The organism is Polymorphum gilvum SL003B-26A1 (assembly GCF_000192745.1).
In the GTDB taxonomy this organism is placed as follows: domain Bacteria; phylum Pseudomonadota; class Alphaproteobacteria; order Rhizobiales; family Stappiaceae; genus Polymorphum; species Polymorphum gilvum.
This window is the reverse complement of the sequence record NC_015259.1, coordinates 607000-630000: the sequence shown is the minus strand read 5'-3', so window position 1 is coordinate 630000 and position 23001 is coordinate 607000. Positions and strand designations below refer to the sequence as shown.

The following is a 23001-nucleotide window of genomic DNA, read 5'->3' as shown; positions in this document are numbered from 1 at the left end:
GTCATTCCGGTCCTCGCGCAAGCGGGAATTAGTCGATTTTTCGAACCCACGGCAGCCTCACCCCAACCCGGGGCATGGCCGTGGCGTATCTGCAGGTCTGCGGCCTCCCCCGATCGATTGCACGGAGCGCTCATGCAGAGCAAGGAACTCGTCGTCGTCGCCCAGATCTTCATTTCCCTTCTGATGGCCCTGTTCATGACCGGGCTGTTCAGCCTTCTCGAGTCAGGCCCTAGCACCGAATGGCTGCGCCATTGGGGCCTTGCCTTCGTCACCGCCTGGCCGATCGCCTTCTGCGCCTCGCTGGTGATCGGCCCGATCGGCTTCCGCATCGCCGTGTTCGTCCTGTCGCGCCGGTCCGACACCTAAGGACGGCGCAGGCCGCAAGGTCCGTCTGGAGCCGGAGCAGCAGGCGCCTGTGCCTGGGATCCGTCTTTCGAGACAGACCTTCAGGGTTCCTCGGGACGAACGTCCGCCACACTCTCGGAGGTTTTCCCGGGCGAGCGCAGAGCTCGCCCCCTAGTCTTTGAGCCCATCGGCACCGCCGCGGGCGGTGAGGGCTTCGGCAACGTGGTCGGACAGGGCGAGCGCCTGAAGGGCGAAGGGGGCGACGAGGCGCCAACTGGTGCGCCCGCCGGTGCGCGCCTGGTAGGCCTCGCGCAGTCCGGCGAAGACGGCCAGCAACACCGGCACGAAGCGCAGCACAAGGGTGACGGCAAGCGCGGGCTTGCGCGGCGACAGGCCGATGAGCCGCATCGGCGCAAACAGGGGCGCGACCGCGTCCAGCATGTCGTCCATGCGCGTCGTCACGCTGACGAAATTGGCCAGCAGCACCATGACCAGGAGCCGCAGCACGGCGACGACGCCATCCGTCAGCGAACCGCCGATCCAGTGCAGTGCGAGGATGACGGCGAGCACAAGGGCGAGCGGACGCACCGCCGCGACCTGGGCAAGGCCGTCGCGGCCGAGCGCCCCATAGAGGCCGAGCACGCCGGCGAGCAGGGCTGCCAGCACCAGCGGATCAGAGGCCGGCAGCAGCGCCATGCCGGCGGCGGCCAGCCCGACCAGTTTCAACCGCGGCGGCAGCCGGTGGGCCCAGGACCGGCGCGCCAGATAGAGAGAGATCATGCCGCCGCCCCGTCGTCGAGCGCCGCGCGTCGCTCGATGTCGGCGAGATAGGCTGGCAGCACCTCACCGGGCACGCCATCCATGCGCAGCCGCCCGTCCTCCAGCCACAGCACCCGGTCAAAGGCCTGGACGAGGCGCAGGTCGTGGCTGATCATGACCATCTTCTGGGGCAGCGCCTCGAGCCGAGCCATCAGACGCCGCGTCGACAGGCCGTCGAGGCTGGAGAACGGTTCGTCGAGGACGAGCAGTTGCGGCTGCATGACCACCACCGCGAGGATGCAGATGAGCTGCTTCTGGCCTTCGGACAGATCGAGGAAGGGCTTCTGCGCCAGCCCGGCACAGCCCTGCGCCTCCAGAAAGGCCAGCGCCTCGGCGCGCGCGGCCTTTCGCTCGCGCCCAAGTTGGGTCAGGCCGAAGGCGATCTCTTCCTCCACGGTCGGGAAGATCGCCTGGTGGTCCGGGTTCTGGAACACAAATCCAACGTGGCGCGGCAGGGTCTCGCGTACGGTGCGCGTCTCGGCGCCGAAGACGCGCACCGAGCCTGCCTCCGGCAGCAGCAAGCCGTTGAGCAGGCGAGCGAAGCTCGACTTGCCCGAGCCGTTGAGGCCGACCACGGCGACCCGGCGCTCGCTGAGGGTCAGCGACAGGTCGGCGAGCACGGTGCGCCCGCCGCGCGTGACCCGGACGGCGTCGAAGACGGCATAATCCGCGCGGCGCGGGTCGCAGGCCGCCTTCGCCTTGCGCGCCTTGTCAGGTTGCGCCGTCCAGAATGCCATCGCCCCGTCGTCTCCGCCCGCCAGCATGGCGGTCAAAAGCTTATTTCCCGGCGCGCCCGCCTTGTCAAAGGCATCGAAGTCCAAGAGCGTGCAATCGCCCGCGCCGCCGTGACGGGACGAGGAAAGGCGCAGCCGGGCTGTTTGCTGGAACGGCCTTGGGTTTAGGCGCGCGACGTCGGCTACTGGGGTTCCTGCGGCGCCACGAAGAAGTCCCAGACGACAAGGACCAGGGTGCCGATGACCAGCAGCCCGAGATCCAGTCGCTGCAGCTTCCAGGCGAGGATGCCGAGGAACGCCGCCAGAAGCGCAACGGCCAGCACGGCGAGAACACGATCGAGCATGGCTTTATCCCTCCTGTCCTGACGCGAGATGGGCGCCGAGCCAACGTGCCGTTCGCAGCAGCCGCGCATCGTCTCCGCGCCGGCCGATCAGTTGCAGCCCCATCGGCAAACCGTTCGGAGCAGCGAACAGCGGCAGCGTGACGACCGGCGTACCGCACAGCGTCCACAGGCCGTTGAAGGCCGAGGGACCGGTCGAGGCAAGCCCCTTGGGTGCGGCGCCGGGTGTCGACGGCATGGCGATCGCGTCGCAGCGGTCGAAGATCTCGTCCAGCGCGCTGTTGAGGATGCCGGGCCAGTCGAGCGCGGAGAGATAGTCGCGCGCCGGGATCGCCTTGCCGGCATCGATCGCCGCCAGCGTCTCCTCCGACAGGGCGTCGCGGCCGCGCCGCTCGTAGGAATAATAGCACTTCGCCATCTCGGCGAAATTAATAATTTCGCGCTGGCGCAGGGCATCGCCGAACATCGGCGGCAGTGCGATCTCGAATCCCGCCTCGCCGAGCAGGCCGGACAGTTCCGCGAAGGCACCGGCGGTGTCTTGGTCCGGCAGCGGGTCGACCGGAAGCTTCGGCAGCAGGGCCAGTGTCGGGCGCACGGGCGCCCTGGCGAGCGCGGTGTCGAGGAGGCGGGGCGGAGGGGTCGGCCGAGTCGAGCGGTCGGCCGGGTCATCGCAGAACAGCGTCTCGGCAAGCAGGGCGGCGGCCTCGACGCTGGTCGCGAAGACGCCGACCGTATCGAGCGTCGGCGATTGCTGCAGGATGCCGGTGCGCGGAATCGCGCCGAAGCTCGGCTTGAAGCCGACGATGCCGCAATAGGCAGCCGGGCGAATCACCGAGCCGCCGGTCTGGGTGCCGAGCGCCAGCGGCACCATGCCGGCGGCGACGGCGGCGGCCGAGCCGGACGAGGATCCGCCCGGCGTGTGGCCCGGATCGTGCGGGTTGCGTGTCTTGCCCGGATGCAGGAAGGCAAGCTCAGCCGTTACCGTCTTGCCCATGATCAGGGCGCCGGCCGCCTTCAGGCGTCGGACCACGGTTGCGTCCTCGACTGGAACGCGCCCGGCGTCGAGCGCCGTGCCGTTCTCGGTCGGGATGCGCGCCGTGTCGATAACGTCCTTGAGGGCGACGGGAAGGCCGTGCAACGGGCCGATCGGGCGCCCGGATGTCCGCAGCGCGTCGAGGCGGGCCGCCTCCGCCATGACGTGCTCCTCGTCCAGCCAAGCCCAGGCCTGCACCTCGCCTTCACGTTCGGCGACGCGGGATATGCAGGCACGCGCCAACTCGCCGGCACGCACCGCCCCGCTGGCCAGCCTGTCGCGCAAGGTCAGCGTGTCGAGGGCGAGCAGGCTGTCCGTCCGCGCGTTTGCTCTAGCGGCCATAGAAGGCCTCCGGCAGATGGAACACGACCTGCGGGAAGATGTAGATCGTGGCCATCGCCATGAACACCATGAACAGGAACGGCATCACGCCCGAGAAGATGTGCGTCAGCTTGATCTGGGGCGGGGCGATGCCCTTCAGGTAATAGGCCGACATCGCCATCGGCGGGGTCAGGAACGAAGTCTGCAGGTTCAGCGCGACCAGGATGCCGAAGAACAGCGGATCGATCCCGAACATGGGCAGCAGCGGCAGGAAGATCGGCACGAAGATGATGATGATCTCCGACCACTCCAGCGGCCAGCCGAGCAGGAAGATGATCAGCTGCGCCAGCAGTAGGAACTGCAGCGGGGTCAGGTTCAGGCCGCTGACGAATTCCGAGATCAGGTGCTCGCCGCCGAGATAGGAGAACACTGACGAGAAGGTGTAGGAGCCGACGAACAGCCAGCACACCATCGCGGTCGTGCGGACGGTCAGGTAGACCGATTCGCGCAGCCGGTCGAAGGTCATCGCCCGGTAGGCGAAGGCCAGGATCATGCCGCCGAGCGCGCCGATCGAGGCCGCCTCGGTGGGCGTCGCCAGGCCGAACAGGATCGAACCGAGCACGGCCAGGATCAGGAACGCCAGCGGGAAGAAGGACGTCGCCAGCATCCACAGCACCCTGGCGAGGGGGACGTCCGGCACCTCCTCCTTGGTCGGTTTCGGCGCCACGCTCGGCTGCAGGATCGAGCGGCCGACGACATAGACCAGGTAGAAGCCGACCAGCACGAGACCCGGCAGCAGCGCCGCCGCATAGAGGCGCACGATCGAGACGCCGGATGCGGCCGCATAGACGATCAGCATGATCGAGGGCGGAATGAGGATGCCGAGTGTGCCCCCGGCGCAAATGATGCCGCTGGCGAAGCGCGGGTCGTAGCGGGCCTTGAGCATCGCGGGCAGGGCCAGCAGGCCCATCAGGGTGACCACCGCGCCGACGATGCCGGTGGCGGTGGCGAACAGGGCGCAGGTCACCAGTGCGGCGACACCCATCGACCCGGGAATGCTCTTCGACGCGACGTTGAGGGTCGAGAACAGGCGGTCGACGATGTTGGCGCGCTCGACCACGTAGCCCATGAACAGGAACAGGGGCACCGCGGTCAGCACCTCGTTGGACATCACCGTGTAGGTCTGGTTGATGAACAGGTCGAAGATGCGGTTGTTGTAGAAGCCTTCGATCCATGTCGTGGTCGAGGTCCAGGCGTCGGCGTCCTCGGACAGCCGGTTGAAGGCCCGCCACATGCGCGCGCCGTCGAAATAGGCGTAGTATCCGAAGCCGATGCCCAGGGCCATCAGGGTGAACGCGATCGGAAAGCCCAGAAACACCAGAAGAATGAAGATGCCCAGCATCATCAGGGCGACTTGAGGGTCGGTCACGCTCAGTCCTCCATGCAGGCTGTGCCTGCCCGACGGTTGTTCTTGTCTAGCGGGAGTGCGGCAGGTCGCCGTGTTGCTGGATCAGCACCGCCTCGGTCTCCTCGACGTCGTGGGCGGCGGCGCGCCAGCGGCCTTCGCGCAGGCACAGGATGCACCGGCAGACCTGGGCAAGTCCCTGGATGAACAGCAGGATCCCGGCGGCCACGATTACCGTCTTGAACTGGTAGATCGGCACGCCGGCCGGGCTGTTGACGCTGACCTCGGCATACCCCCAGGAGCGGGAGGCGTATTTCCAGCCCGAGAAGATCAGCGCCAGGATGCCCGGGAAGAAGAACAGCACGTAGAGCACCAGGTCGACTGCCGCCTGGGTGCGCGGCTTCCACAGCCGGTAGACGAAGTCGCCGCGCACGTGCCCCCCGCGCGACAGCGTGTAGGCGCCGCCCATCATGAACAGCGTGCCGTACATGATAAAGGACACGTCGAGCGCCCAGGGCGTCGGCCGGTTGATCAGGTAACGGGAGAATACCTCGTAGCTCATGCCGAGGGTCATCAGCACGATCAGCCAGCCGAAAACCTTGCCGAACATGGCCGACAACTGGTCGGCGAACTGGATGAACCGGAGCATCGGTCGTTCCATTCACGGTGGGGTGCACGGGGGAAAGGGGGCGCCGGCGGCGCCCCCTGGTTTGGCGGGACGGTGTCCGCAGCCGGTCAGAGCTTGAGCTTGCCCGGGAAGTAGTGCTCGTAGGCGAGCGCCAGGTCTGGGGCGTTCATCAGCTCGTAATAGGCGACCTTGTCGACCCAGGCGCGCTGGCTGTCCATCACCTTCTTGGAGAACGGATCCTCCTCGAGCTGGGCGATGATCTTGTCCCAGGCCTCGAGCTGCGCGGCCAGGATATCCTTCGACGTGCGGTGCACGGTGACGCCCAGCTCATTCTGGATCTTCTGCAGGTCGTTGGAGTAGTTCTCCATCGCCAGCGCGGTGTTGGAGGTCGAGGCGGCCTCGACGCCGTACTTGACGATCGCCTGCAGGTCCGGATCAAGGTCGTCGAAGAAGTCCTTGTTGAACAGGAACTCGAAGCTCTCCGAGGCCTGGTGGTAGGACGACAGATAATAGTTCTTGGCCACGTCCGGGGCACCGAAGCGCAGGTCCGAGGACGGGTTGTTGAACTCGAAGGCGTCGATCACGCCGCGCTCCATCGCCGGCACGATCTCGCCGCCGGGCAGCTGGGCGACGCTCATGCCCATGGCCTGCAGCAGGTCGGCGGCCAGGCCGACAGTACGGTACTTGAAGCCCTGCAGGTCGGCGGCGGTGTTGACCTCGCCCTTGAACCAGCCGAACGGCTGCGCCGGCATCGGGAAGCCCATGAAGCCGTAAACGTTGAGGCCGAGGATGTCCTGGGTCAGTTCGCGGTAGAGATCCGCGCCGCCGCCCTGGTAGAACCAGCCGAGCATGGTGGTCGCCGAACCGCCGAACACCGGGCCGGTACCGAAGAACGAGGCGGCCTTGCTCTTGCCGTACCAGTAGACCGGAACGGTGTGGGCGGCGTCGATGACGCCGTCGTTGACGGCGTCCATCACCTGGAAGGCGCCGACAACCGCGCCGGCCGGCATCAGGTCGATCTTGAGACGGCCGCCGGACATTTCCTCGACGCGGGTCGTGTACTCGCGCGCGAAGTCCATCCAGATGTCCGACGACGGCCAGGACGTCTGCATCTTGACGACGAGCGGAGCCTGCGCGAGCACCGCGGGAGCGGCCAGGGCCGTTCCGGCCGCGGCGCCGCCGGCGAGGGCGCCGGTACGCAGGAACGAACGGCGGGTCACCGCCGGAGTCGGCGTTTCTGTCTTTGCGGCAGTCATGGTTTCCTCCCCATTCTGTGACGCACTATGGAATGCAAATCCGTGTCTCGATCGTGTGGTTTCCTCCCACGAGACGGCCCAAGTGTATGCGCGGCACGGGGTATGGCAAGCTAAAACGCCCGCCGACGCCGGGCTTTTTCGCTGTTCCGAAAACTATCTCTTTTTCAATTATGGAAAAGATCGCCGAATTTCTTCTATTTCTCGTTGGCAAACCTGTCGGCGCCGGAGGTGCGGCCGGCGCGCGCCCGAAGGGGCTTCCCGGTGGCCCCGAATGTGCTATCGCACGGGGTACGGACCCGGCCGGCGCGATGCCAGTCGCCGGTCCGCCGTCCCGAACCTGCGCCCCGGACAAGGAGGACCGCGCGATGATCCCGCTGCCGACCGTCATGGTCGCCCCCAACGGCGCCCGCCGCACCAAGGCCGACCATCCGGCGCTGCCAGTGACCATCCCGGAGATCGTCGCCACCGCCGCGGCCTGCCATGCCGAGGGCGCCGGCGCGATCCATGCCCATGTCCGCGACGCCGCCGGCCGCCACGTGCTCGACGCCGGCCTCTATCTGGAACTGATGTCGGAACTGGGCAGGACCGTGCCGCAAATGCTGGTCCAGATCACCACCGAGGCGGTGGATATCTATACCCCGGAGCAGCAGCGTGCCCTGGTGCGCGCGGTACGGCCCGCGGCGGTGTCGGTTGCCCTGCGGGAGATGGTGCCGGATGTCGAAGAGGAACCGGCCGCCGGCACCTTCTATGCCGAGACCCGGGAGGCAGGGATTGCGGTCCAGCACATCTTGTACGACGTCGCCGACCTCCGCCGCTTCCTGGCGCTTGCCGCAGCCGGCGTGGTTCCGGGACCTACGCATCAGGTGCTGTTCGTGCTCGGCCGCTACGCCGTCGACCAGCAGAGCGCACCCGCCGACCTCGACCCCTTCCTCGCCGTGCTCGACACGGCGCGCGCTACGAGCGCGCTTCCGGCGCTCGACTGGGCCGTGTGCGCCTTCGGCCGCCACGAGACGGAGTGTCTGGTCTCTGCCGTCGCGCGCGGCGGCAAGGCGCGTATCGGCTTCGAGAATTCGCTGTGGAACGCCGACGGTTCGCTCGCGCGCGACAATGCCGAGCGCGTGCGCGAGCTGGTCGGCAGGCTCAGGACCCGGGCCTTGCCGTGATATCGCCGGCCCCGCCGACCGGGATCGCAGTGCCAAGGTCGCATGCCGACCGGACTTTCCCCGCGCCAGCCATGTGCTAAAACCCGATCCGCGCCGAACCGGCGCGGCATCCCGTCCCGACGCAGGCCCATCATCCGGAGTGACCGCGTGACCACGAAATCCTTTGTTCTGACCCTGTCCTGCGAAGACCGTCCGGGCATCGTCGCCGCCGTGACCACGGAACTGGCGGATCTGGGCGCCAACATCGCCGAGAGCGACCAGTTCTGGGATCAGGTCACCAACCGCTTCTTCATGCGCATCGCTTTCATCGCGCCCGAGGGTGTCGGCCGCGAGGCGATCGAGAAGGCGCTGTCGCCGGCCATCGCCCGATTCGACATGAAGACCACGCTGGTCGACCGGTCGGTGCGGCCGAAGATGATCATCATGGTGTCGAAGTTCGACCACGCGCTGCTGCACCTGCTCTACCAGATCCGCGTCGGCTGGCTGGAGGCGGAGGTGGTCGCCATCGTCTCCAACCACGAGGACAGCCGGCGCACCGCCGACTACGAGGACGTACCGTTTCATCACTGGCCGGTAACCAAGGCCAACAAGGCCGAGCAGGAGGAAAAGCTGCTGACGCTGGTCAAGGACACCGGCGCCGACCTCGTCGTGCTCGCCCGCTACATGCAGATCCTGTCGGATTCGCTGTCGAAGCGGCTGTTCGGCAAGGTGATCAACATCCACCACTCATTCCTGCCGAGCTTCAAGGGTGCGCGCCCCTACCACCAGGCGCACGAGCGCGGGGTCAAGATGATCGGCGCCACTGCCCATTACGTCACCGCCGATCTCGACGAGGGGCCGATCATCGAGCAGGATGTGGAACGGGTGAACCACTCGCTTTCGGCCGCCGACTTCGCGGCCCGCGGTCGCGACATCGAGGCGCGCGTGCTCGCCCGGGCGGTTAAGTATCATCTGGAAAGCCGGGTCATGATCGTCGGCACCAAGACCATCGTCTTCACCCGCTGACCGGTCCGGAGGTCCCACTCACGGTTTCGACGGAAGACACCAGATCGCCGCGAGCCGCAACGACCGGCCGCTGACTCAGCTGCGAGGGGACGTGGTGTTGGACGACGCGCGGCGGCGCGGGCCGGCAAACGAACGCCCCTCCGGCGACGTGCAGGGCCCGGGTCTCGCGAGGCGCTCCCGGGGGTGACCTGGGGAGGACTGCTCCGACCCTGCCTTGCGTTCGCCCGGGATGACTTCCCAGAAGCGTTGCCAAAAGGCTGTCCCCTTACACTGCCGTTGCCCGGCTCTCGCGGTGATGGTCCGTGGCGACGGCGGTGGGAGAGGCATCACACGCCCCCAGGACAGACGCGCGTCAGTGGATCAGCGGCAGCAGACTGTCGATGCTGGCCTTGGCGTCGCCGTAGAACATGCGCGTGTTGTCCTTGTAGAACAGCGGGTTCTCGATGCCGGAGTAGCCGGTGCCCTGGCCGCGCTTGGAGACGAAGACCTGCTTTGCCTTCCAGACCTCGAGAACCGGCATGCCGGCGATCGGACTGTTGGGATCCTCCTGAGCGGCCGGATTGACGATGTCGTTGGAGCCGATGACGATGACCACGTCCGTGCTCGGGAAGTCCTCGTTGATCTCGTCCATTTCCAGCACGATGTCGTACGGCACCTTGGCCTCGGCGAGGAGCACGTTCATGTGTCCCGGCAGGCGGCCGGCAACCGGATGGATGGCGAAGCGCACTTCCTTGCCGGCGGCCCGCAGCTTGCGGGTCAGTTCCGACACCGACTGCTGTGCCTGAGCCACCGCCATGCCGTAGCCCGGCACGATGATGACGCTGTCGGCATCGTTGAGCGCGGAGGCGACGCCCTCGGCATCGATGGCGATCTGTTCGCCCTCCACTTCCATCGCCGGTCCCGTGGTTGCGCCGAAGCCGCCCAGGATGACGCTGACGAAGTGCCGGTTCATCGCCTTGCACATGATGTAGCTCAGGATCGCGCCCGACGCGCCGACCAGCGCACCCACCACAATGAGCAGGTCGTTGCCGAGCGTGAAGCCGATCGCCGCTGCCGCCCAGCCGGAATAGCTGTTCAGCATCGAGACCACGACGGGCATATCGGCCCCGCCGATCCCCATGATCAGGTGATAGCCGATGAAGAACGCCAGCAGCGTCATCAGCACCAGCGTCCAGACGCCGGCACCGTTGAAATACATCACGCCGAGCGTCAGCGAGGCGAGGGCCGCGCCCGCGTTGAGCGCATGGCCGCCGGGCAGCTTCTTCGCCTTACCATCCACCTTGCCGGCAAGCTTGCCAAAAGCGATGACGGAGCCGGTAAAGGTGATCGCGCCGATGAAGACGCCGAGGAACACTTCGACGCGCAGGATGGCGACCTCGACGGCGTCCTTCTTGGCGATCACCGCGGCGAAGCCCTCCAGCGCCGCGCGCCCGGCCTCGTCCAGCCGGAGCACCCGGCCAAGCTCAAGGTCGGCGTTGAAGCCGACGAAAACAGCCGCGAGGCCGACCAGGCTGTGCATGGCCGCGACCAGTTGCGGCATCTCGGTCATCTGGACGCGTTGCGCCACGAACCAGCCTATGGCGCCGCCCGCGACGACCAGCACGACCGACAGCGCCCAATTGCCGGCGCCTGGACCGATCAGGGTTGCGAACACCGCGAGCGCCATGCCGGCAATGCCGTACCAGACGGCGCGCTTCGCGCTCTCCTGGCCCGACAGGCCGCCCAGAGACAGGATGAAGAGGACAGCCGCGACCACATAGGCGGCGGTGGTGAATCCGTAAGCCATTGCCCCCGTCTCCTTACGACTTCTGGAACATGGCGAGCATTCGCCGGGTGACGAGGAAGCCGCCGAAGATGTTGATGCCGGCCATGAAGACCGCCAGCGCGGCCAGAAGGATCACGAGGATGGATCCCGACCCGATCTGCATCAGGGCGCCGAGGATGATGATCGACGAGATGGCGTTGGTGATCGCCATCAGCGGCGTATGCAGGCTGTGCGAGACGTTCCAGATCACCTGGAAGCCAACGAAGCAGGCCAGCACGAAGACGACGAAATGCTGGAGGAAGCTGACCGGAGCAACCAGGCCGACGAGCAGCATCGCGGCGCCGCCGACGGTCAAGAGGGCGGCCTGACGGCGCGTCTGCGCCTTGAAGGCCGCCAGTTCCTGCGCCCGTTTCTCTTCCGGCGTCAGTTCCTTCGGTTTCTCTTTCGGCTTGGCCGCCGCGATCGCCTGCACCTTGGGCGGCGGCGGCGGGAACGTGATCTCGCCGGCGTAGGTCACGGTGGCGCCGCGGATGACGTCGTCCTCCATGTTGTGGACGAGGACGCCGTCCTTGCCCGGCGTCAGGTCGGCCAGCATGTGGCGGATGTTGGTCGAGTAGAGCGTAGACGCCTGCGAGGCCATGCGGCTCGGGAAGTCGGTGTAGCCGATGACCGTCACGCCATTGTCGCTGACGACCTTCTGGTCCGCCACGGTCAGGTCGCAGTTGCCGCCGCGCTCGGCGGCGAGGTCGACGACGACCGAGCCGGTCTTCATGGCCGCGACCATGTCGGCGAGCCACAGCTTGGGCGCCGGACGGCCTGGAATCAGCGCCGTTGTGATGACGATGTCCATGTCCGGGGCAAGCTCGCGGAACTTCGCCAGCTGCTTCTCGCGGAACTCGGGGCTGGACGGGGCCGCATAGCCGCCGGTCGCCGCACCGTCCTGCGTCTCCTCGAATTCGAGGAAGACGAACTCGGCGCCCATGGATTCGATCTGCTCGGCCACCTCGGGGCGCACGTCGAAGGCATAAGTGATGGCGCCGAGCGATGTCGCCGTGCCGATCGCGGCAAGGCCGGCGACGCCGGCGCCGATGACCAGAACCTTGGCCGGCGGCACCTTGCCGGCAGCCGTCACCTGGCCGGTGAAGAAGCGGCCGAAGTTGTTGCCGGCCTCGATCACGGCACGGTAGCCGGCGATGTTGGCCATGGAGGACAGGGCGTCCATCTTCTGGGCGCGCGAGATGCGCGGCACCATGTCCATGGCAATGACGTTGGCACCCTTCGCCTTGCAAAGCTCGAGCAACTCGGCCGACTGCGCCGGATAGAAGAAGCTGATCAGCGTCTTGCCGGGGCTCAGCAGGCCGGCTTCAGATTCCGTCGGCGGACGCACCTTGACGATGACGTCGGCGGCGTCAAACAGCGCCTCGGCGCTCGCCACCACCTCCACGCCAACCGCCTGGTAGGACGCGTCGGAGAACCCGGCAAGCGTTCCTGCGCCGGCCTCAATCACGCAGCTGTGCCCCAGTTTCTGAAGATGGACAGCACTGTCCGGGGTCATGGCCACCCTGGCCTCCCCCTCGAATATCTCCCTAGGTGCCCCGATCTTCATGCGTCCGTCTTCCTTTCCCGGTCCATTCAACGGCTGTGGGGAGCGTCCGCGATTCGGTACGGATCTGGAATTGCACTTCTGTCCCACCCCCCGGCAGGGCCCCACAATTCCAGCTTTTTTCCGGCGCTGTCCAGTATCCTTGTGCGCCTGCGGTGAAATGACTGCGTGCCACCGCACCTCTTTCCGTGCCGAACCGCGCGCTCGGCGCCCCGGCCGATGGCGGCTGAGTGCCGACGACGAGAACGGCTGCGAAAAGCTGGCTTCGCCCGGGCGAAAGGCCGCCACGGCGAAGCGGCACGCGGCCGTGCCGTTGCGACGCAGGCCCGTCGCGGTGGTGGCGCTTCATGGAGCCCTGTGGCAAGAATGCCGACATCAGAAGGAGCTGACGATGAAGCCCGAATATGCCGAGATCGCCCGCAAGTCGCTGCTTCTCGCGGCGGCTCCCGACCCGGTCCGCGAAACCCTGCTCACCGGAGCGCGCACCCGCAGCTTCGACCGCGGCGCGACGATCTTCCTGCAGGGCGAGCGGGCCAATGCCATATACATCGTCGCCGACGGCTGGGTGAAGCTGTTCCGCATCGCTCCCAACGGCACGGAGGCCGTGGTCGGCGTGTTCACCAAGGGCAGCAGCTTCGGCGAGGCGGTGGCGTTCCGCCACGACGTCTATCCGGTCAGCGCGGAAGCGGTCACCGACTGCACGCTGATCCGCATCGAGGCCGACGCCATTCTGCGCATGATCACCGAGCGTCCGGAGATCGCCGTATCGATCCTGTCGGCCACCTTTGTCCACCTCCACAACCTCGTCGCCCAGGTGCAGCAGCTCAAGGCCCAGACCGGCGCGCAGCGGGTCGCCGAGTTCCTGCTCGAACTGTGCGACTGCGACAGCGGCACCTGCACGGTCGTGCTTCCCTACGACAAGGCGCTGATCGCCGGCCGGCTCGGCCTGAAGCCGGAGAGCCTGTCTCGCGCCTTCGCCAAGCTGCGCGACTACGGCGTGACGATCCGCCAGTACCACGCAGAGATCAGCGACATAAACCGTCTGCGCGACTATGCCGAAGAGGATGCCGCCATGACCTGGGGCCGCAGCCAGTGAAGGAACGGTCGGCGCGACTGGAACGCGCGCTGGCGGCGATCGATGCCGCCAATGCCGCCGACCCAACCCTGGAGGACGGCCGGCCGGCGGCTCTCGTCTACGGCGAGCGCATGAGCGCCGAACTCGAGCGGCTGTTTCCCGACGCCGACGAGGTGCTGCGCATCGCCGCGCGCGGCCAGCATGTCGAACGCTGGACCCTGCCGCGCAACGCCTATCCGGACGGACGCGAGGGCTATCTCGCCTGGCGACGCGAACAGGGCCGCCGCCATGGCGCGCGCGTCGCCGAGATCATGGCCGAAGCGGGCTTCGCCCCTGAAGATGCCGCGCGCGCCGGGCGGATGCTGCGCAAGGAAGGTCTCAAGCGCGACGCCGGCGCGCAGCGGCTGGAGGACGTTATCTGCTTCGTGTTCCTGCGCTGGTATTTCCCGGCCTTCGCCGCCAGGCGCGATGCGGAGGATCTCGCCCGCATCGTCGCCAAGACGGCGCGCAAGATGTCGGTGGAGGCGCGCGCACGGGCGCTCGAGGACTTCGACCTGCCCGCGCCCTTCGCGGCGCCGTTCAGGGACTGACGGTCCGCTACAGCGCCGGGGCCAGATAAAGGGCTAGCAGCAGCAGGGCGTAGAGCCCGAGCACGAGATCGAAGCCGCGCCGCAAGAACGGGGCGGTCGCGAGGCCGAGGTAAGCGGCAAGGATGATACGCGCCTTGAGCCAGGCGAGCGCCAGGATCGCCGCGCCGGTCGCCGTTGCCGCGAGCCCGACGAAGGCTTGATGGCCCACGCCCAGCGCCAGGACGGTGGAGGCGAGGCTGAGGCCGATCAGACCGAGCCAGGCGCGCAGCAGGGGATCGCGGAGCATCGGTTACCTCAGCAGATAGATGACCGGGAACAGCAGAACCCAGACGAGGTCGACCATGTGCCAGAAGGCGGCGCCCGCCTCGACCGCGCGCGGCTCGTCCTTCCACGCGACCAGGCCGAGGATGACCATGCCGGCGGCGACATGGGCGGCGTGGAAGCCGGTGAGCAGGTAGTAGAAGGTGAAGAAGGCATGGCTCTCGACGCCGAGGCCGGCGCCGGCCGCATCAGCATATTCCAGCCCCTTGACCACAAGGAAGACCAGGCCGAGGCCGGCCGCTCCGGCGAGCAGGCCACGTGCCGGCGCCCGCCGCCCCGTCTCGCGCAGCCTCACGGCGAGGGCCGCGAGCAGTCCGGAGGTGACCAGGACAAGGGTGTTGAAGCCGGCCGCAGCCCGGTACAGATGATCCTGCGCCTCGGCGAAGCCGGCCGGATCGGCGAGGCGTACGGCGAGGAAGGCGGCAAGCCCGGCGCCGAAGACCAGCAGCTCGGAGACGATCAGCACCCACATCATCAGGTCGCCCGGCAGATGCTCGAGCGGGCTGCGGGCGTCGCCGGCCACCGTCACACTCCCACCAGGTGGCGATAGATGTCCGGCAGGGCAGTGGTCAGCCGGTCGGGGTGGGGCACCAGCGCGTAGCCGCCGCGCCCGAACAGGCGCGGAAACCAGGCCTTGCCGTCCTTGTCAACGGTGATGCCGAAAACCGCGTGACCTGCCCGGCGCGCCTCGCGCACCGCCATGGCGCTGTCCTCGATGCCGTGCCGGCCCTCGTAGTGATCGAGGTCGTTCGGCTTGCCGTCGGTGATGACGAGCAGCAGCCGCCGCTTGCTGGTCTGGCGCGCCAGGTCTGCCGATGCGTGGCGGACAGCAGCACCAAGCCGGGTGTAGAACCCCGGCCGTAGGGCCGCGATGCGGGCCTCAACCTCGGCTCCCATCGCCTCGTCGAACGCCTTGCAGCCCATCAGGTAGACCCGGTTGCGCTTGAGCGACGAAAAGGCGTGGATGGCGAAATCGTCGCCGCAGGCATCCAGCCCCCACGCCAGCGCCGTCAACGCCTCGCGCTCGATATCGATCACCGCCCGCCCGGTCACCGCACTTTCGGTCGAGCGCGAGACGTCGAGCAGAATCGATACCGCGAGGTTGCGCGCCAGCGGGCGCGTCTGGCGCCAGACGCGTTCGCGCGCCTCGCCGGTTGCCAGCAGCTCGACCCGCGCCCGCACGGCCGCATCGGTGTCGAGTTCGTCGCCGTCGAGATGGCCGGGCGTGGTGACCCGGCCGGGACGCAACGCCTCGAACTGGCGCCGGACCGCCCGCATGCGGCGCTGCGTCTGCGGATCGTCGAGGAATGACGGCGTCTCGCCACGCGGCTCGACCGTGCTGGCGAGCACGCGGACATGAGCCGGCAGATAGGCGCCGGTGCGCACATCCCATTCGGGATAGGTGTGCACGCCGGCCAGGGCCTCGCGGTCGACGTCCTCGGGCGCCAGGTCGAGATGCAGCTTGAGCCGCGTCGCCGGCGCCTTGGACACCTGACCGAGGCCGATCTCCTCCTGGTCGTCGGCCGCCTTGCGGGCGTTGTCGTGATCGTCGTCCTCGATCCGCCGGTTGAGGTTGAGGAACTCGGCCCAGCTGAGGATCGCCTCGAACTTGTGCAGGATGAAGCTGTCGGTGCGCTCCGCCTGTTCGGACTTGCGCCGGCGCGCCCGGCGCGTGCCGCCGCTGCCCTCCTCGGGCGCGCCCTCGGTGTCACGGCTCTCGACCTCGGTGGAGGCCGAGGCGACCACGACGCGCAGATCCGGCCACAGCAGGACCGGGCGGAACGGGCGATAGCCGCGCGGCGCCCGGAAGGCCGAGACATCCTCGGCGCGAAGCGCCTCGAGCACCGCTCCGGCAGGACCGTCGAGAGGCTCTGGATCGCCGAGCAGATGGCGGACGACGGCCTCTACCGCCGCTTCCCGGGCAGGTAGGTCCATCCTCGGCCGCATCATCAGGCAGGCGCGGCACAGATCGCGATACAGGCCGACAAGCCCGGGCGCCTGCGTCAGCGTTTCCCGTGTCATGCGGTCGGCTGCCGCAATCGCGGCGAGGTCGGCCCGCAGCGGATCGTCCTGGACGACCCTGCCGCCGGCATGGGCGGCGGCGGCGGCGAGCCAGACGTAGAGGGCAGCGTTGGCGTCGCGCGTCGGCAGGACGGACAGGCTCTGCGGCAGGCGCAGTACCTCCCCGTCGAGGCTCGCGCGCGGAACCGTTTCAACGGCAGTGCCGAGCCGACGCAGAAAAGAGAGCCTATGGCGGCTTTCCGCGTCAGCGGCCGACCGCACCTCGATGGCGGGACTGCCGCCCAGCCCCCGGAACAAAACCGCCAGCCGCCCCCCAACCTCGGCGAGGTCGACGCGGGCTCCCACATGCGCGATCGGCGCATCGAGACGGCTGGCGAAGGCGTGCCACAGCTTCCCGACGCTTTCTTCGGGTTCCCATGGCTCGAAGTCGATCCCGGACACGGCCTGCCTCACCCGAATACGGCCGTGACAAGATCGAGGAGCCCGCATTTCACATCCCCGTCGTCGGTGAGCGGTTCGATCATCGCCGCCAGAACGGCGCGTTCGACCGGCATGCCCTGGGCGATCAGGGTCGCGGCATAGACCACGAGACGGGTGGAGACCCCTTCCTCGAGGTCCTGCCCCTTGAGCGCCCGCAGCTTGTTGGCCAGCCGCACCAGCGACTTGACCCGTTCTTCCGACAGCCCGCTCTCGCGGACGACGACCGGGACCTCGTGTTCCGGCCTGGGGAAATCGAACTGCAGAGAGACGAAGCGCTGGCGCGTCGACGGCTTTAGCGTCTTCAGGATGTTCTGGTAGCCGGGATTGTAGGAGGCCACCAGCATGAAGCCCGGCGCGGCCTCCAGTTCCTCGCCCGTGCGGTCGATCGGCAGGATGCGGCGGTCGTCGGTCAGCGGATGCAGGACCACGGTGACGTCCTTCCGCGCCTCGACGACCTCGTCGAGATAGCAGATCGCGCCCTCGCGCACCGCCCGCGTCAGCGGACCGTCGACCCAGACCGTCTCGCCGCCTTTGAGCAGGTAGCGCCCGATCAGGTCGGCGGCGGACAGGTCGTCATGACAGGCCACCGTGTAGAGCGGCCGGCCGAGCCGTGCCGCCATATGCGACACGAAGCGGGTCTTGCCGCATCCCGTCGGCCCCTTCAACAGCACCGGCAGCGTATTGGCGTGGGCCGCCGCGAACACGTCGCATTCGTGGCCCTGCGCCAGGTAGAAGGGGGCATCTGCCCCCTCCCCGATCTTCGAAAAGGCGTTCATGGCACTCACTCCGCTGCAACCCGCTGGGCGGGGCCGGGCTCGATCACCTCGCGGCGCGGGACCAGCACCGCATAGATGAACAGGATGACGCCGAGGACGACGGCGACGCCGGAGCCGAAGCGCATCCAGTAAAACAGGGCGAGTTGGTCCTGGACGTCCATGAAGCCCTCGCCCATGACCCGCTGCAGGTGCGTCTGCACCGTGCCGGCGAAGGTCAGCGTGAAGGTCATGAACACCATGCCGCCGGACATCAGCCAGAACGAGGCCATGTTGAGCACCTGGTTGTAGGGATCGCGGCCCTTCAGGATCGGCATGGCGTAGGTGAAGATCGCCAGGTTGAGTGCGACATAGGCACCGAAGAAGGCGAGGTGACCGTGGGCGGCGGTGATCTGCGTGCCGTGGGTATAGTAGTTCACCCCGTGCAGCGTGTGCAGGAAGCCCCACACGCCAGCGCCGAAGAAAGCGAGCGTGGCGCAGCCGAGGCTCCAAAGGAGTGCCGCCTTGTTGGGATGGTCGCGCCGGCCCTTCCAGACCATGACAAAGGCGAAGGCCATCATGGCGAAGAACGGTATGACCTCCAGCGACGAGAAGATCGAGCCGATCCACTGCCAGTAAGGCGGGGTGCCGATCCAGTAGTAGTGGTGGCCGGTGCCCAGGATGCCGGAGAACAGCGCCGTGGCGACGATGACATAGAGCCACTTCTCGACCACCTCACGGTCGACACCGGTGAGCTTCAGCATCAGGTAGGCGAGGATGGAGGCCATGATCAGCTCCCACACGCCTTCCACCCAAAGATGGATGACGTACCACCAGTACTGCTTGTCGAGCGCGAGGTTGGACGGGTTGTAGAAGGCGAACAGGAACAGCAGCGCCAGGCCCCACAGGCCGAGCAGCAGGATGTTGCTGATCGCGGTCTTCTTGCCCTTCAGCACCGTGAGCGTGACGTTGTAGAGGAAGATCAGCGCCGCAACGACGATGCCGACCTTGACCCATTTGGGCTGCTCCAGGAACTCGCGTCCCTCCTTGCCGAGCAGGAAGTTGCCCTCGAACAGGTTGAACAGATAGGTGACGACCACGCCGGCCGTGCCCAGCACGAGGATGGCAAGCTGGAGATAGGCCAGCTTCGGCGAATGGATCTCGCGTTCCGCCTCCTCGGGGACGAGGAAATAGGCGGCACCGAAGAAGCCGGTCAGCAGCCAAACCACCAGGCTGTTCGAATGCAGCATGCGGGCGATGTTGAACGGCAGCAGTTCGGACAGGAAGTTCGGCTGGACATAGATGTAGCCAAGCACCAGCCCCATGGTCACCTGCACGGCAAACAAGGCCATCGCCACGACGAAATACGCCAGCGCGATTTTCTGAGTCTCGTATTTCATGGTTCTCTCCTCAGCCCGCGTCGTTCGGCGGCCAGTCCTGAGTGCGGATCTTGTTGGTCCACAGCAGGAAGTCGGCGAGTTGGCGGTATTCTTCATCGGACAGGCGGAAAGAGGGCATCTGACGGCGGCCTTCGATGCCGGTCGGCATCGCCTCCATCCACGCCTTGAGCGTTTCGGCCGCGGCATCCGGGTCGTCCGCGACGCCCCAGCGCGTCATCACGTTGCCGACCTCGGGCGCGAAATAGGCGCCCTCGCCAAGGATGGTGTGACAGTTGACGCAGGCGTGCTTTTCCCAGATGTGCTTGCCGGCAGCGACGCTGTCGGTCAGCCCCGCGCGATCGGTGGACGTGTTGACGATGTAATAATGGCTGTGCACCGACAGCCCGACGAAAATGACGATGAAGAACAGGGATCCGCCATAGAATATGTTGCGGGCCATGCTCTTGGTCATGACTTCGCGCATTGCGCCCTCCTTCGCGGAGCGGTTGAAGATGACGGCACAGTTGACTTACGGGCGGGCATTCTCCTTAACGAAAGTCAACCGTCCGGACTTATCGGTCTTCCGCCCGCCAGCCTTGGCATCGAGCCGGGCGAACGTGGCTCGATGCCAGGGCTGGCGGGAACAGAGCCGAGAGTCAGTTAGACGGCTAATTAAATTCATGACTGACGGTGCGCCGCCTCTAGTTCGCCGCAACGCCGGAGACTCGCGGCCTCCAGAAGGCGGGCCAGAGCGCGGCAGTGAAGAGCGCGAAGGCGAGGGTCCACAGCAGGCCCGAGCCGAACACGCCCGGCCAGTACCAGGCGCCTGAGATTTCCGAGGCGAGCCAGCGCAGTCCGGTAGCGAGCGGCACCAGCGCATAGGCGACGGCGACAGGAACCGGGGCGACCAGCGCCCGTCCGCTATGGCCGAGCGAGGCGCGGCTCATGACCGCGAGCGTCATGCCGCCGACCGAGCCGATACCGAGCACGTGCAACGCGCCGACCGCGCTGCCGACACCGAAGGCGGCGAGACCTGTCAGAAGGTAGCCAAGGCCGAGCAACGCGAAGGCGATATGCAGCGACCACAGGATCGGCTGCCTGGCCGTCCAGGCCGGGCGCCAGCCGGCGAGCCGGACAAGCTGGGCGAGTCCGGCGACAAGGGCCAGGGCGCCGATCACGGAATCGGCCAGGCCCGCGAGATAGGCGATCGGCAGGATGATCGCGCTGGCGACGCCGACGATCTCGACGCCCTTGCGCGACACCGGCAGCCCGTTCTCGCGGCCCGAACGGACCATCGCGTTACGCGTAAAGGCGGGTGTCACCCGGCCACCGAGGACGGCGATCATGGCGCAGGTGCCGGCGAGGCCGACGCGCAACCCGGCGTCGAGCGTGTCGGCGGCAAGGCCCGTCCACTCCAGATGGACAAGCAGGTTGCCGGTCCAGATCAGCGCCAGAAGGGCGAGGAACATCAGGTTCTGCGGCTTCGGGCTGCGCAGCAGCTGGGTCGCGATCTTGGCGCCGAGCACCGGCAGGAAGGCGAGATCGACCGCGGCGACGACGGCGGGCGCGAGGGCGCCGGAATACCAGATCGCGAGCCGACCGGCGAGCCACAGGCCCGCGGCGGTGGCGATGAACAGGTGACGGACGGCCCTGGCGCCGGTCCAGTTCGGTACAGCGGTCAGGAAGAACCCGCCGAGCGCCGCGGCGGGAAAGCCGAACACCATCTCGTGGGCGTGCCACAGATGCGGAGCCATGGCGAAGGGAACAGCCCGCAGCGTGCCGCCGGCGGCATGAATGCCCAGCCAGCCGGTCCAGACGAGGACGGCGAAGACGCCGTAGAGGCCGGCGGCGAGGAAGAAGACGCGGAAGCCTTCGCCGAACAGGCGTTTGAAGGGGGCCATCATGGCGCTGCTCCTTGGTTGGCCGGGACAGACGCGCCCGCACCCGGGCGCGCCCTGCGCTTGAGCACGATGCAGGTGGCGGGATCGTGGAAGATCACCTGGCAACGCAGGCACAGGACGCATTCGTTGGGATTGATGCGGCCGAGCGGATCGATGGCGCCGACCGTGCATTTCGTCTCGCACAGGCGGCATTCGCGCCCGCACTGGGGCCGCCGGTGCAGCCAGTCGAAGATCTTCAGCTTGGCCGGGATGGCGAGCCCGGCGCCGAGCGGACACAGGTAGCGGCAGTAGAAGCGCTCGATGAACAGGCCGGCGGCGAGGATCGCGACCACCACCAGCACGAACGGCCAGGCCCGCATCATGCGCATGGAGATCGCCGTCTTGAACGGCTCGACCTCCGCCAACACCAGGGCGTCGTGCATGGACTGGAACGACAATGCCAGGATAGCCACGAACAGGGTGTACTTGATCACCCACAGCCGCTCGTGCAGGGCCTGCGGCACGGCGACCTGGACGATGCCGAGCTTCCGCGCCCCGGTGTTGAGGAGTTCCTGGAGCGCGCCGAACGGGCACAGCCAGCCGCAATAGACGCCGCGCCCCCAGAACAGCAGGCCGAGGGCGACGAAGGACCACAGCAGGAAGATCACCGGCTCGATCAGGAACGTCTCCCAGCGGAAGCCGGACAGCAGGGAATGCACGAAGGCGACGACCTGGACGACGGACAGCTGACCGTTGACGCCCCAGCCGAGCACCACGAGCGTGACCAGCAGGAAAGCAGTGCGCCCGCCGCGCCACAGCCGCGGCCGGCGCACGATGCTTTCCTGGAAGAACAGGATCAGCGCCAGGGCGGCGAGCATGGTCGCGACGAAGGCCGTCGCCGGCCGCTTCGCCGCCCAGATCTCCTGCCACAGCGGTTCGGGCGAAGGCGGCGGCGGCGCGCGGAAGGCGGCGGGGAGAACGTAGTCGACGGCGATCGTGAAGGCCACGGTGCCGCCGGCCGCCGCCGGCCGTTCGGCGACCACCTCGATCCTGATCGGCCGGGTCGGGTCGAACGCCCTGTCGAGACGGAAGACGCTGATCTCCTTGACCTCTGGCGCCCCCTCGGCGGCGAGCCGCCTGACGAACATGAAGTCGGCCTGCGTCGGATGAACGCGATGCGCGCCCTGCACGACGGCGATGCGGTCGAACACGCCGGTCCGCTTCCAGTCGGTTCCGCGGTGGGAATGCAGCCCGGACGACACGACGACCAAGGCGGACTCCGCCGAGCCGAGGCTGCCGAGCGCGCGCGTGTAGACCTGCTGGCCGAGCAGGTTGCGGCCGGCGGTCGGCGGATCGGCGAGGCCGACATGGAGGTCTAGGAAGGCGCCCGGCCCGGCGGGCACCGGCACGCTGGCGCCGGCGAGCGCCCGCGCGGCCTCGTCCATGGTCACGCGGACCCGGGACAGCGCGCCCATCTCCAGCAGGTCCGCCCAACTCGCCGGTCGATAGCCAAGGCGGTCGAGGCCGCCGCCGGCAATGACGCCGCGCGCCATGGCCAGGGTGCGCGCGGTGCGCAGGATGCCGTCGCGGATGACGCCGGTCGACACGGTCGCTCGCGAGATCACGTCCGGCAGGTCGTCCTGCGGCTTGAGGATCTCGATGCGTGGCGCGTCGAGCGCGACCCCGGAGAAGGCATCGACATAGGCTGCGATATCTGCCTCGGAGATGCCGAGGGTCAGGACCGGCTCCGCGTGACAGACGAGCCGGGCGCCGGCGATGCGGGCATCGAGACCGATCGCGACCAGCACGTCAAGCGGCCGACCCGAATAGCCGACCGCGCCGGCGATCTCCCAGGTCGAGCCGATGTACCCGACGACGCGGCCGTCCCGGCGCACGGTCCAGCCGGGAACGCCGTCCTCGTCGCGAGAGATGGCCACCGGCCCGGGCACCCCAACGAGGACCGCAGCGAGGGCCGCATCGGGTCCCGCGGACTCCGGCATGGCCGCGTCGCTCGCCACGCAGGGCGAGGCCGACAGCAGTAGGCAGAAGGCGGCGAGACGCAGGAAGAGCATGGTCCGGACCCT

22 protein-coding genes are annotated in these 23001 nt (G+C 67.7%); 5 read left to right on the top strand and 17 right to left on the bottom strand.

Annotated elements, in window-relative coordinates:
- Window positions 1-132: 132 nt before the first annotated feature.
- Window positions 133-366 (top strand): DUF2798 domain-containing protein, encoded by a 234-nt coding sequence (locus SL003B_RS03025; protein ID WP_013651355.1) that lies wholly within the window; start codon window positions 133-135, stop codon window positions 364-366.
- 150 nt (window positions 367-516) lie between these two features.
- Here the strand turns inward: SL003B_RS03025 and SL003B_RS03020 are convergent, their stop codons facing one another.
- The 7 genes from SL003B_RS03020 to SL003B_RS02995 form a co-directional block, all read right to left on the bottom strand.
- Window positions 517-1125, bottom strand: a complete 609-nt coding sequence (locus SL003B_RS03020; protein ID WP_013651354.1) for an energy-coupling factor transporter transmembrane component T family protein — start codon at window positions 1123-1125, stop codon at window positions 517-519.
- A complete protein-coding gene (locus SL003B_RS03015; RefSeq protein WP_041375784.1) occupies window positions 1122-1901 on the bottom strand; it encodes an energy-coupling factor ABC transporter ATP-binding protein in 780 nt (259 codons plus the stop codon). The genes SL003B_RS03020 and SL003B_RS03015 overlap by 4 nt, the downstream gene beginning before the upstream one ends.
- A 179-nt stretch (window positions 1902-2080) precedes the next feature.
- Window positions 2081-2242 (bottom strand): hypothetical protein, encoded by a 162-nt coding sequence (locus SL003B_RS23610; protein ID WP_085997571.1) that lies wholly within the window; start codon window positions 2240-2242, stop codon window positions 2081-2083.
- Between the two features lie 4 nt (window positions 2243-2246).
- Window positions 2247-3614 carry an amidase gene (locus SL003B_RS03010; RefSeq protein ID WP_013651352.1) on the bottom strand — a complete coding sequence of 456 codons (1368 nt, stop codon included), beginning with the start codon at window positions 3612-3614 and terminating at the stop codon, window positions 2247-2249.
- Window positions 3604-5022: a TRAP transporter large permease gene (locus SL003B_RS03005; RefSeq protein WP_013651351.1), complete on the bottom strand. Its 1419-nt coding sequence runs from the start codon at window positions 5020-5022 to the stop codon at window positions 3604-3606. Before SL003B_RS03005 ends, SL003B_RS03010 begins: the two co-directional genes overlap by 11 nt.
- Before the next feature lie 46 nt (window positions 5023-5068).
- Window positions 5069-5647 (bottom strand): TRAP transporter small permease subunit, encoded by a 579-nt coding sequence (locus tag SL003B_RS03000; protein ID WP_013651350.1) that lies wholly within the window; start codon window positions 5645-5647, stop codon window positions 5069-5071.
- 86 nt (window positions 5648-5733) lie between these two features.
- Complete coding sequence (locus tag SL003B_RS02995; protein ID WP_013651349.1) at window positions 5734-6882, bottom strand: TRAP transporter substrate-binding protein; 1149 nt, start codon at window positions 6880-6882, stop codon at window positions 5734-5736.
- A gap of 365 nt (window positions 6883-7247) precedes the next feature.
- Here SL003B_RS02995 and SL003B_RS02990 point away from each other — a divergent pair, with 365 nt between their 5' ends.
- Entirely contained in the window at window positions 7248-8045 is a 798-nt protein-coding gene (locus SL003B_RS02990; protein ID WP_013651348.1) for a beta-keto acid cleavage family enzyme, read from the top strand.
- Window positions 8046-8192: 147 nt separating this feature from the next.
- Window positions 8193-9050 (top strand): formyltetrahydrofolate deformylase, encoded by an 858-nt coding sequence (purU, locus tag SL003B_RS02985; RefSeq protein ID WP_013651347.1) that lies wholly within the window; start codon window positions 8193-8195, stop codon window positions 9048-9050.
- 352 nt (window positions 9051-9402) lie between these two features.
- On the opposite strand, the gene SL003B_RS02980 is transcribed toward purU, so the two are convergent.
- Window positions 9403-10836, bottom strand: coding sequence for an NAD(P)(+) transhydrogenase (Re/Si-specific) subunit beta (locus tag SL003B_RS02980; RefSeq protein WP_013651346.1), 1434 nt, complete (start codon window positions 10834-10836; stop codon window positions 9403-9405).
- A gap of 13 nt (window positions 10837-10849) precedes the next feature.
- A complete protein-coding gene (locus tag SL003B_RS02975; protein ID WP_041375338.1) occupies window positions 10850-12421 on the bottom strand; it encodes a Re/Si-specific NAD(P)(+) transhydrogenase subunit alpha in 1572 nt (523 codons plus the stop codon).
- Window positions 12422-12809: 388 nt separating this feature from the next.
- Between SL003B_RS02975 and SL003B_RS02970 the strand changes: the two genes are divergently transcribed.
- Window positions 12810-13514: a Crp/Fnr family transcriptional regulator gene (locus SL003B_RS02970; protein ID WP_013651343.1), complete on the top strand. Its 705-nt coding sequence runs from the start codon at window positions 12810-12812 to the stop codon at window positions 13512-13514.
- Complete coding sequence (locus SL003B_RS02965; RefSeq protein ID WP_013651342.1) at window positions 13511-14083, top strand: DUF4202 domain-containing protein; 573 nt, start codon at window positions 13511-13513, stop codon at window positions 14081-14083. The genes SL003B_RS02970 and SL003B_RS02965 overlap by 4 nt, the downstream gene beginning before the upstream one ends.
- 7 nt (window positions 14084-14090) lie before the next feature.
- Here SL003B_RS02965 and SL003B_RS02960 read toward each other — a convergent pair whose 3' ends face one another.
- The 8 genes from SL003B_RS02960 to SL003B_RS02925 form a co-directional block, all read right to left on the bottom strand.
- Window positions 14091-14369 carry a hypothetical protein gene (locus SL003B_RS02960; RefSeq protein ID WP_013651341.1) on the bottom strand — a complete coding sequence of 93 codons (279 nt, stop codon included), beginning with the start codon at window positions 14367-14369 and terminating at the stop codon, window positions 14091-14093.
- Window positions 14370-14372: 3 nt separating this feature from the next.
- Window positions 14373-14927, bottom strand: coding sequence for a cytochrome c oxidase subunit 3 (locus tag SL003B_RS02955; RefSeq protein ID WP_013651340.1), 555 nt, complete (start codon window positions 14925-14927; stop codon window positions 14373-14375).
- 2 nt (window positions 14928-14929) lie between these two features.
- Complete coding sequence (locus tag SL003B_RS02950) at window positions 14930-16867, bottom strand: nitric oxide reductase activation protein NorD (protein WP_041375783.1); 1938 nt, start codon at window positions 16865-16867, stop codon at window positions 14930-14932.
- A gap of 8 nt (window positions 16868-16875) precedes the next feature.
- Window positions 16876-17682: a CbbQ/NirQ/NorQ/GpvN family protein gene (locus SL003B_RS02945; protein WP_013651338.1), complete on the bottom strand. Its 807-nt coding sequence runs from the start codon at window positions 17680-17682 to the stop codon at window positions 16876-16878.
- A 5-nt stretch (window positions 17683-17687) separates the two neighbouring features.
- Entirely contained in the window at window positions 17688-19058 is a 1371-nt protein-coding gene (locus SL003B_RS02940) for a cbb3-type cytochrome c oxidase subunit I (protein ID WP_013651337.1), read from the bottom strand.
- A gap of 10 nt (window positions 19059-19068) precedes the next feature.
- Window positions 19069-19521: a c-type cytochrome gene (locus SL003B_RS02935; RefSeq protein ID WP_013651336.1), complete on the bottom strand. Its 453-nt coding sequence runs from the start codon at window positions 19519-19521 to the stop codon at window positions 19069-19071.
- A 217-nt stretch (window positions 19522-19738) separates the two neighbouring features.
- A complete protein-coding gene (locus SL003B_RS02930; RefSeq protein WP_013651335.1) occupies window positions 19739-20941 on the bottom strand; it encodes an NnrS family protein in 1203 nt (400 codons plus the stop codon).
- Window positions 20938-22989 (bottom strand): NosR/NirI family protein, encoded by a 2052-nt coding sequence (locus SL003B_RS02925; RefSeq protein WP_013651334.1) that lies wholly within the window; start codon window positions 22987-22989, stop codon window positions 20938-20940. Before SL003B_RS02925 ends, SL003B_RS02930 begins: the two co-directional genes overlap by 4 nt.
- Between the last annotated feature and the right edge of the window lie 12 nt (window positions 22990-23001).

What these genes read in the sequence shown, in the direction of transcription:
- SL003B_RS03015 (WP_041375784.1), bottom strand. Translation starts at nt 1,901, where the DNA reads ATGGCATTCTGGACGGCGCAACCTGACAAGGCGCGCAAGGCGAAGGCG.
- SL003B_RS02980 (WP_013651346.1), bottom strand. Translation starts at nt 10,836, where the DNA reads ATGGCTTACGGATTCACCACCGCCGCCTATGTGGTCGCGGCTGTCCTC.
- SL003B_RS02930 (WP_013651335.1), bottom strand. Translation starts at nt 20,941, where the DNA reads ATGATGGCCCCCTTCAAACGCCTGTTCGGCGAAGGCTTCCGCGTCTTC.
- SL003B_RS02990 (WP_013651348.1), top strand. Translation starts at nt 7,248, where the DNA reads ATGATCCCGCTGCCGACCGTCATGGTCGCCCCCAACGGCGCCCGCCGC.
- SL003B_RS02970 (WP_013651343.1), top strand. Translation starts at nt 12,810, where the DNA reads ATGAAGCCCGAATATGCCGAGATCGCCCGCAAGTCGCTGCTTCTCGCG.
- SL003B_RS02940 (WP_013651337.1), bottom strand. Translation starts at nt 19,058, where the DNA reads ATGAAATACGAGACTCAGAAAATCGCGCTGGCGTATTTCGTCGTGGCG.
- SL003B_RS02960 (WP_013651341.1), bottom strand. Translation starts at nt 14,369, where the DNA reads ATGCTCCGCGATCCCCTGCTGCGCGCCTGGCTCGGTCTGATCGGCCTC.
- SL003B_RS02945 (WP_013651338.1), bottom strand. Translation starts at nt 17,682, where the DNA reads ATGAACGCCTTTTCGAAGATCGGGGAGGGGGCAGATGCCCCCTTCTAC.
- SL003B_RS03025 (WP_013651355.1), top strand. Translation starts at nt 133, where the DNA reads ATGCAGAGCAAGGAACTCGTCGTCGTCGCCCAGATCTTCATTTCCCTT.
- SL003B_RS02995 (WP_013651349.1), bottom strand. Translation starts at nt 6,882, where the DNA reads ATGACTGCCGCAAAGACAGAAACGCCGACTCCGGCGGTGACCCGCCGT.
- SL003B_RS02975 (WP_041375338.1), bottom strand. Translation starts at nt 12,421, where the DNA reads ATGAAGATCGGGGCACCTAGGGAGATATTCGAGGGGGAGGCCAGGGTG.
- SL003B_RS03010 (WP_013651352.1), bottom strand. Translation starts at nt 3,614, where the DNA reads ATGGCCGCTAGAGCAAACGCGCGGACGGACAGCCTGCTCGCCCTCGAC.
- SL003B_RS02935 (WP_013651336.1), bottom strand. Translation starts at nt 19,521, where the DNA reads ATGCGCGAAGTCATGACCAAGAGCATGGCCCGCAACATATTCTATGGC.
- SL003B_RS03000 (WP_013651350.1), bottom strand. Translation starts at nt 5,647, where the DNA reads ATGCTCCGGTTCATCCAGTTCGCCGACCAGTTGTCGGCCATGTTCGGC.
- SL003B_RS03020 (WP_013651354.1), bottom strand. Translation starts at nt 1,125, where the DNA reads ATGATCTCTCTCTATCTGGCGCGCCGGTCCTGGGCCCACCGGCTGCCG.
- SL003B_RS02925 (WP_013651334.1), bottom strand. Translation starts at nt 22,989, where the DNA reads ATGCTCTTCCTGCGTCTCGCCGCCTTCTGCCTACTGCTGTCGGCCTCG.
- SL003B_RS23610 (WP_085997571.1), bottom strand. Translation starts at nt 2,242, where the DNA reads ATGCTCGATCGTGTTCTCGCCGTGCTGGCCGTTGCGCTTCTGGCGGCG.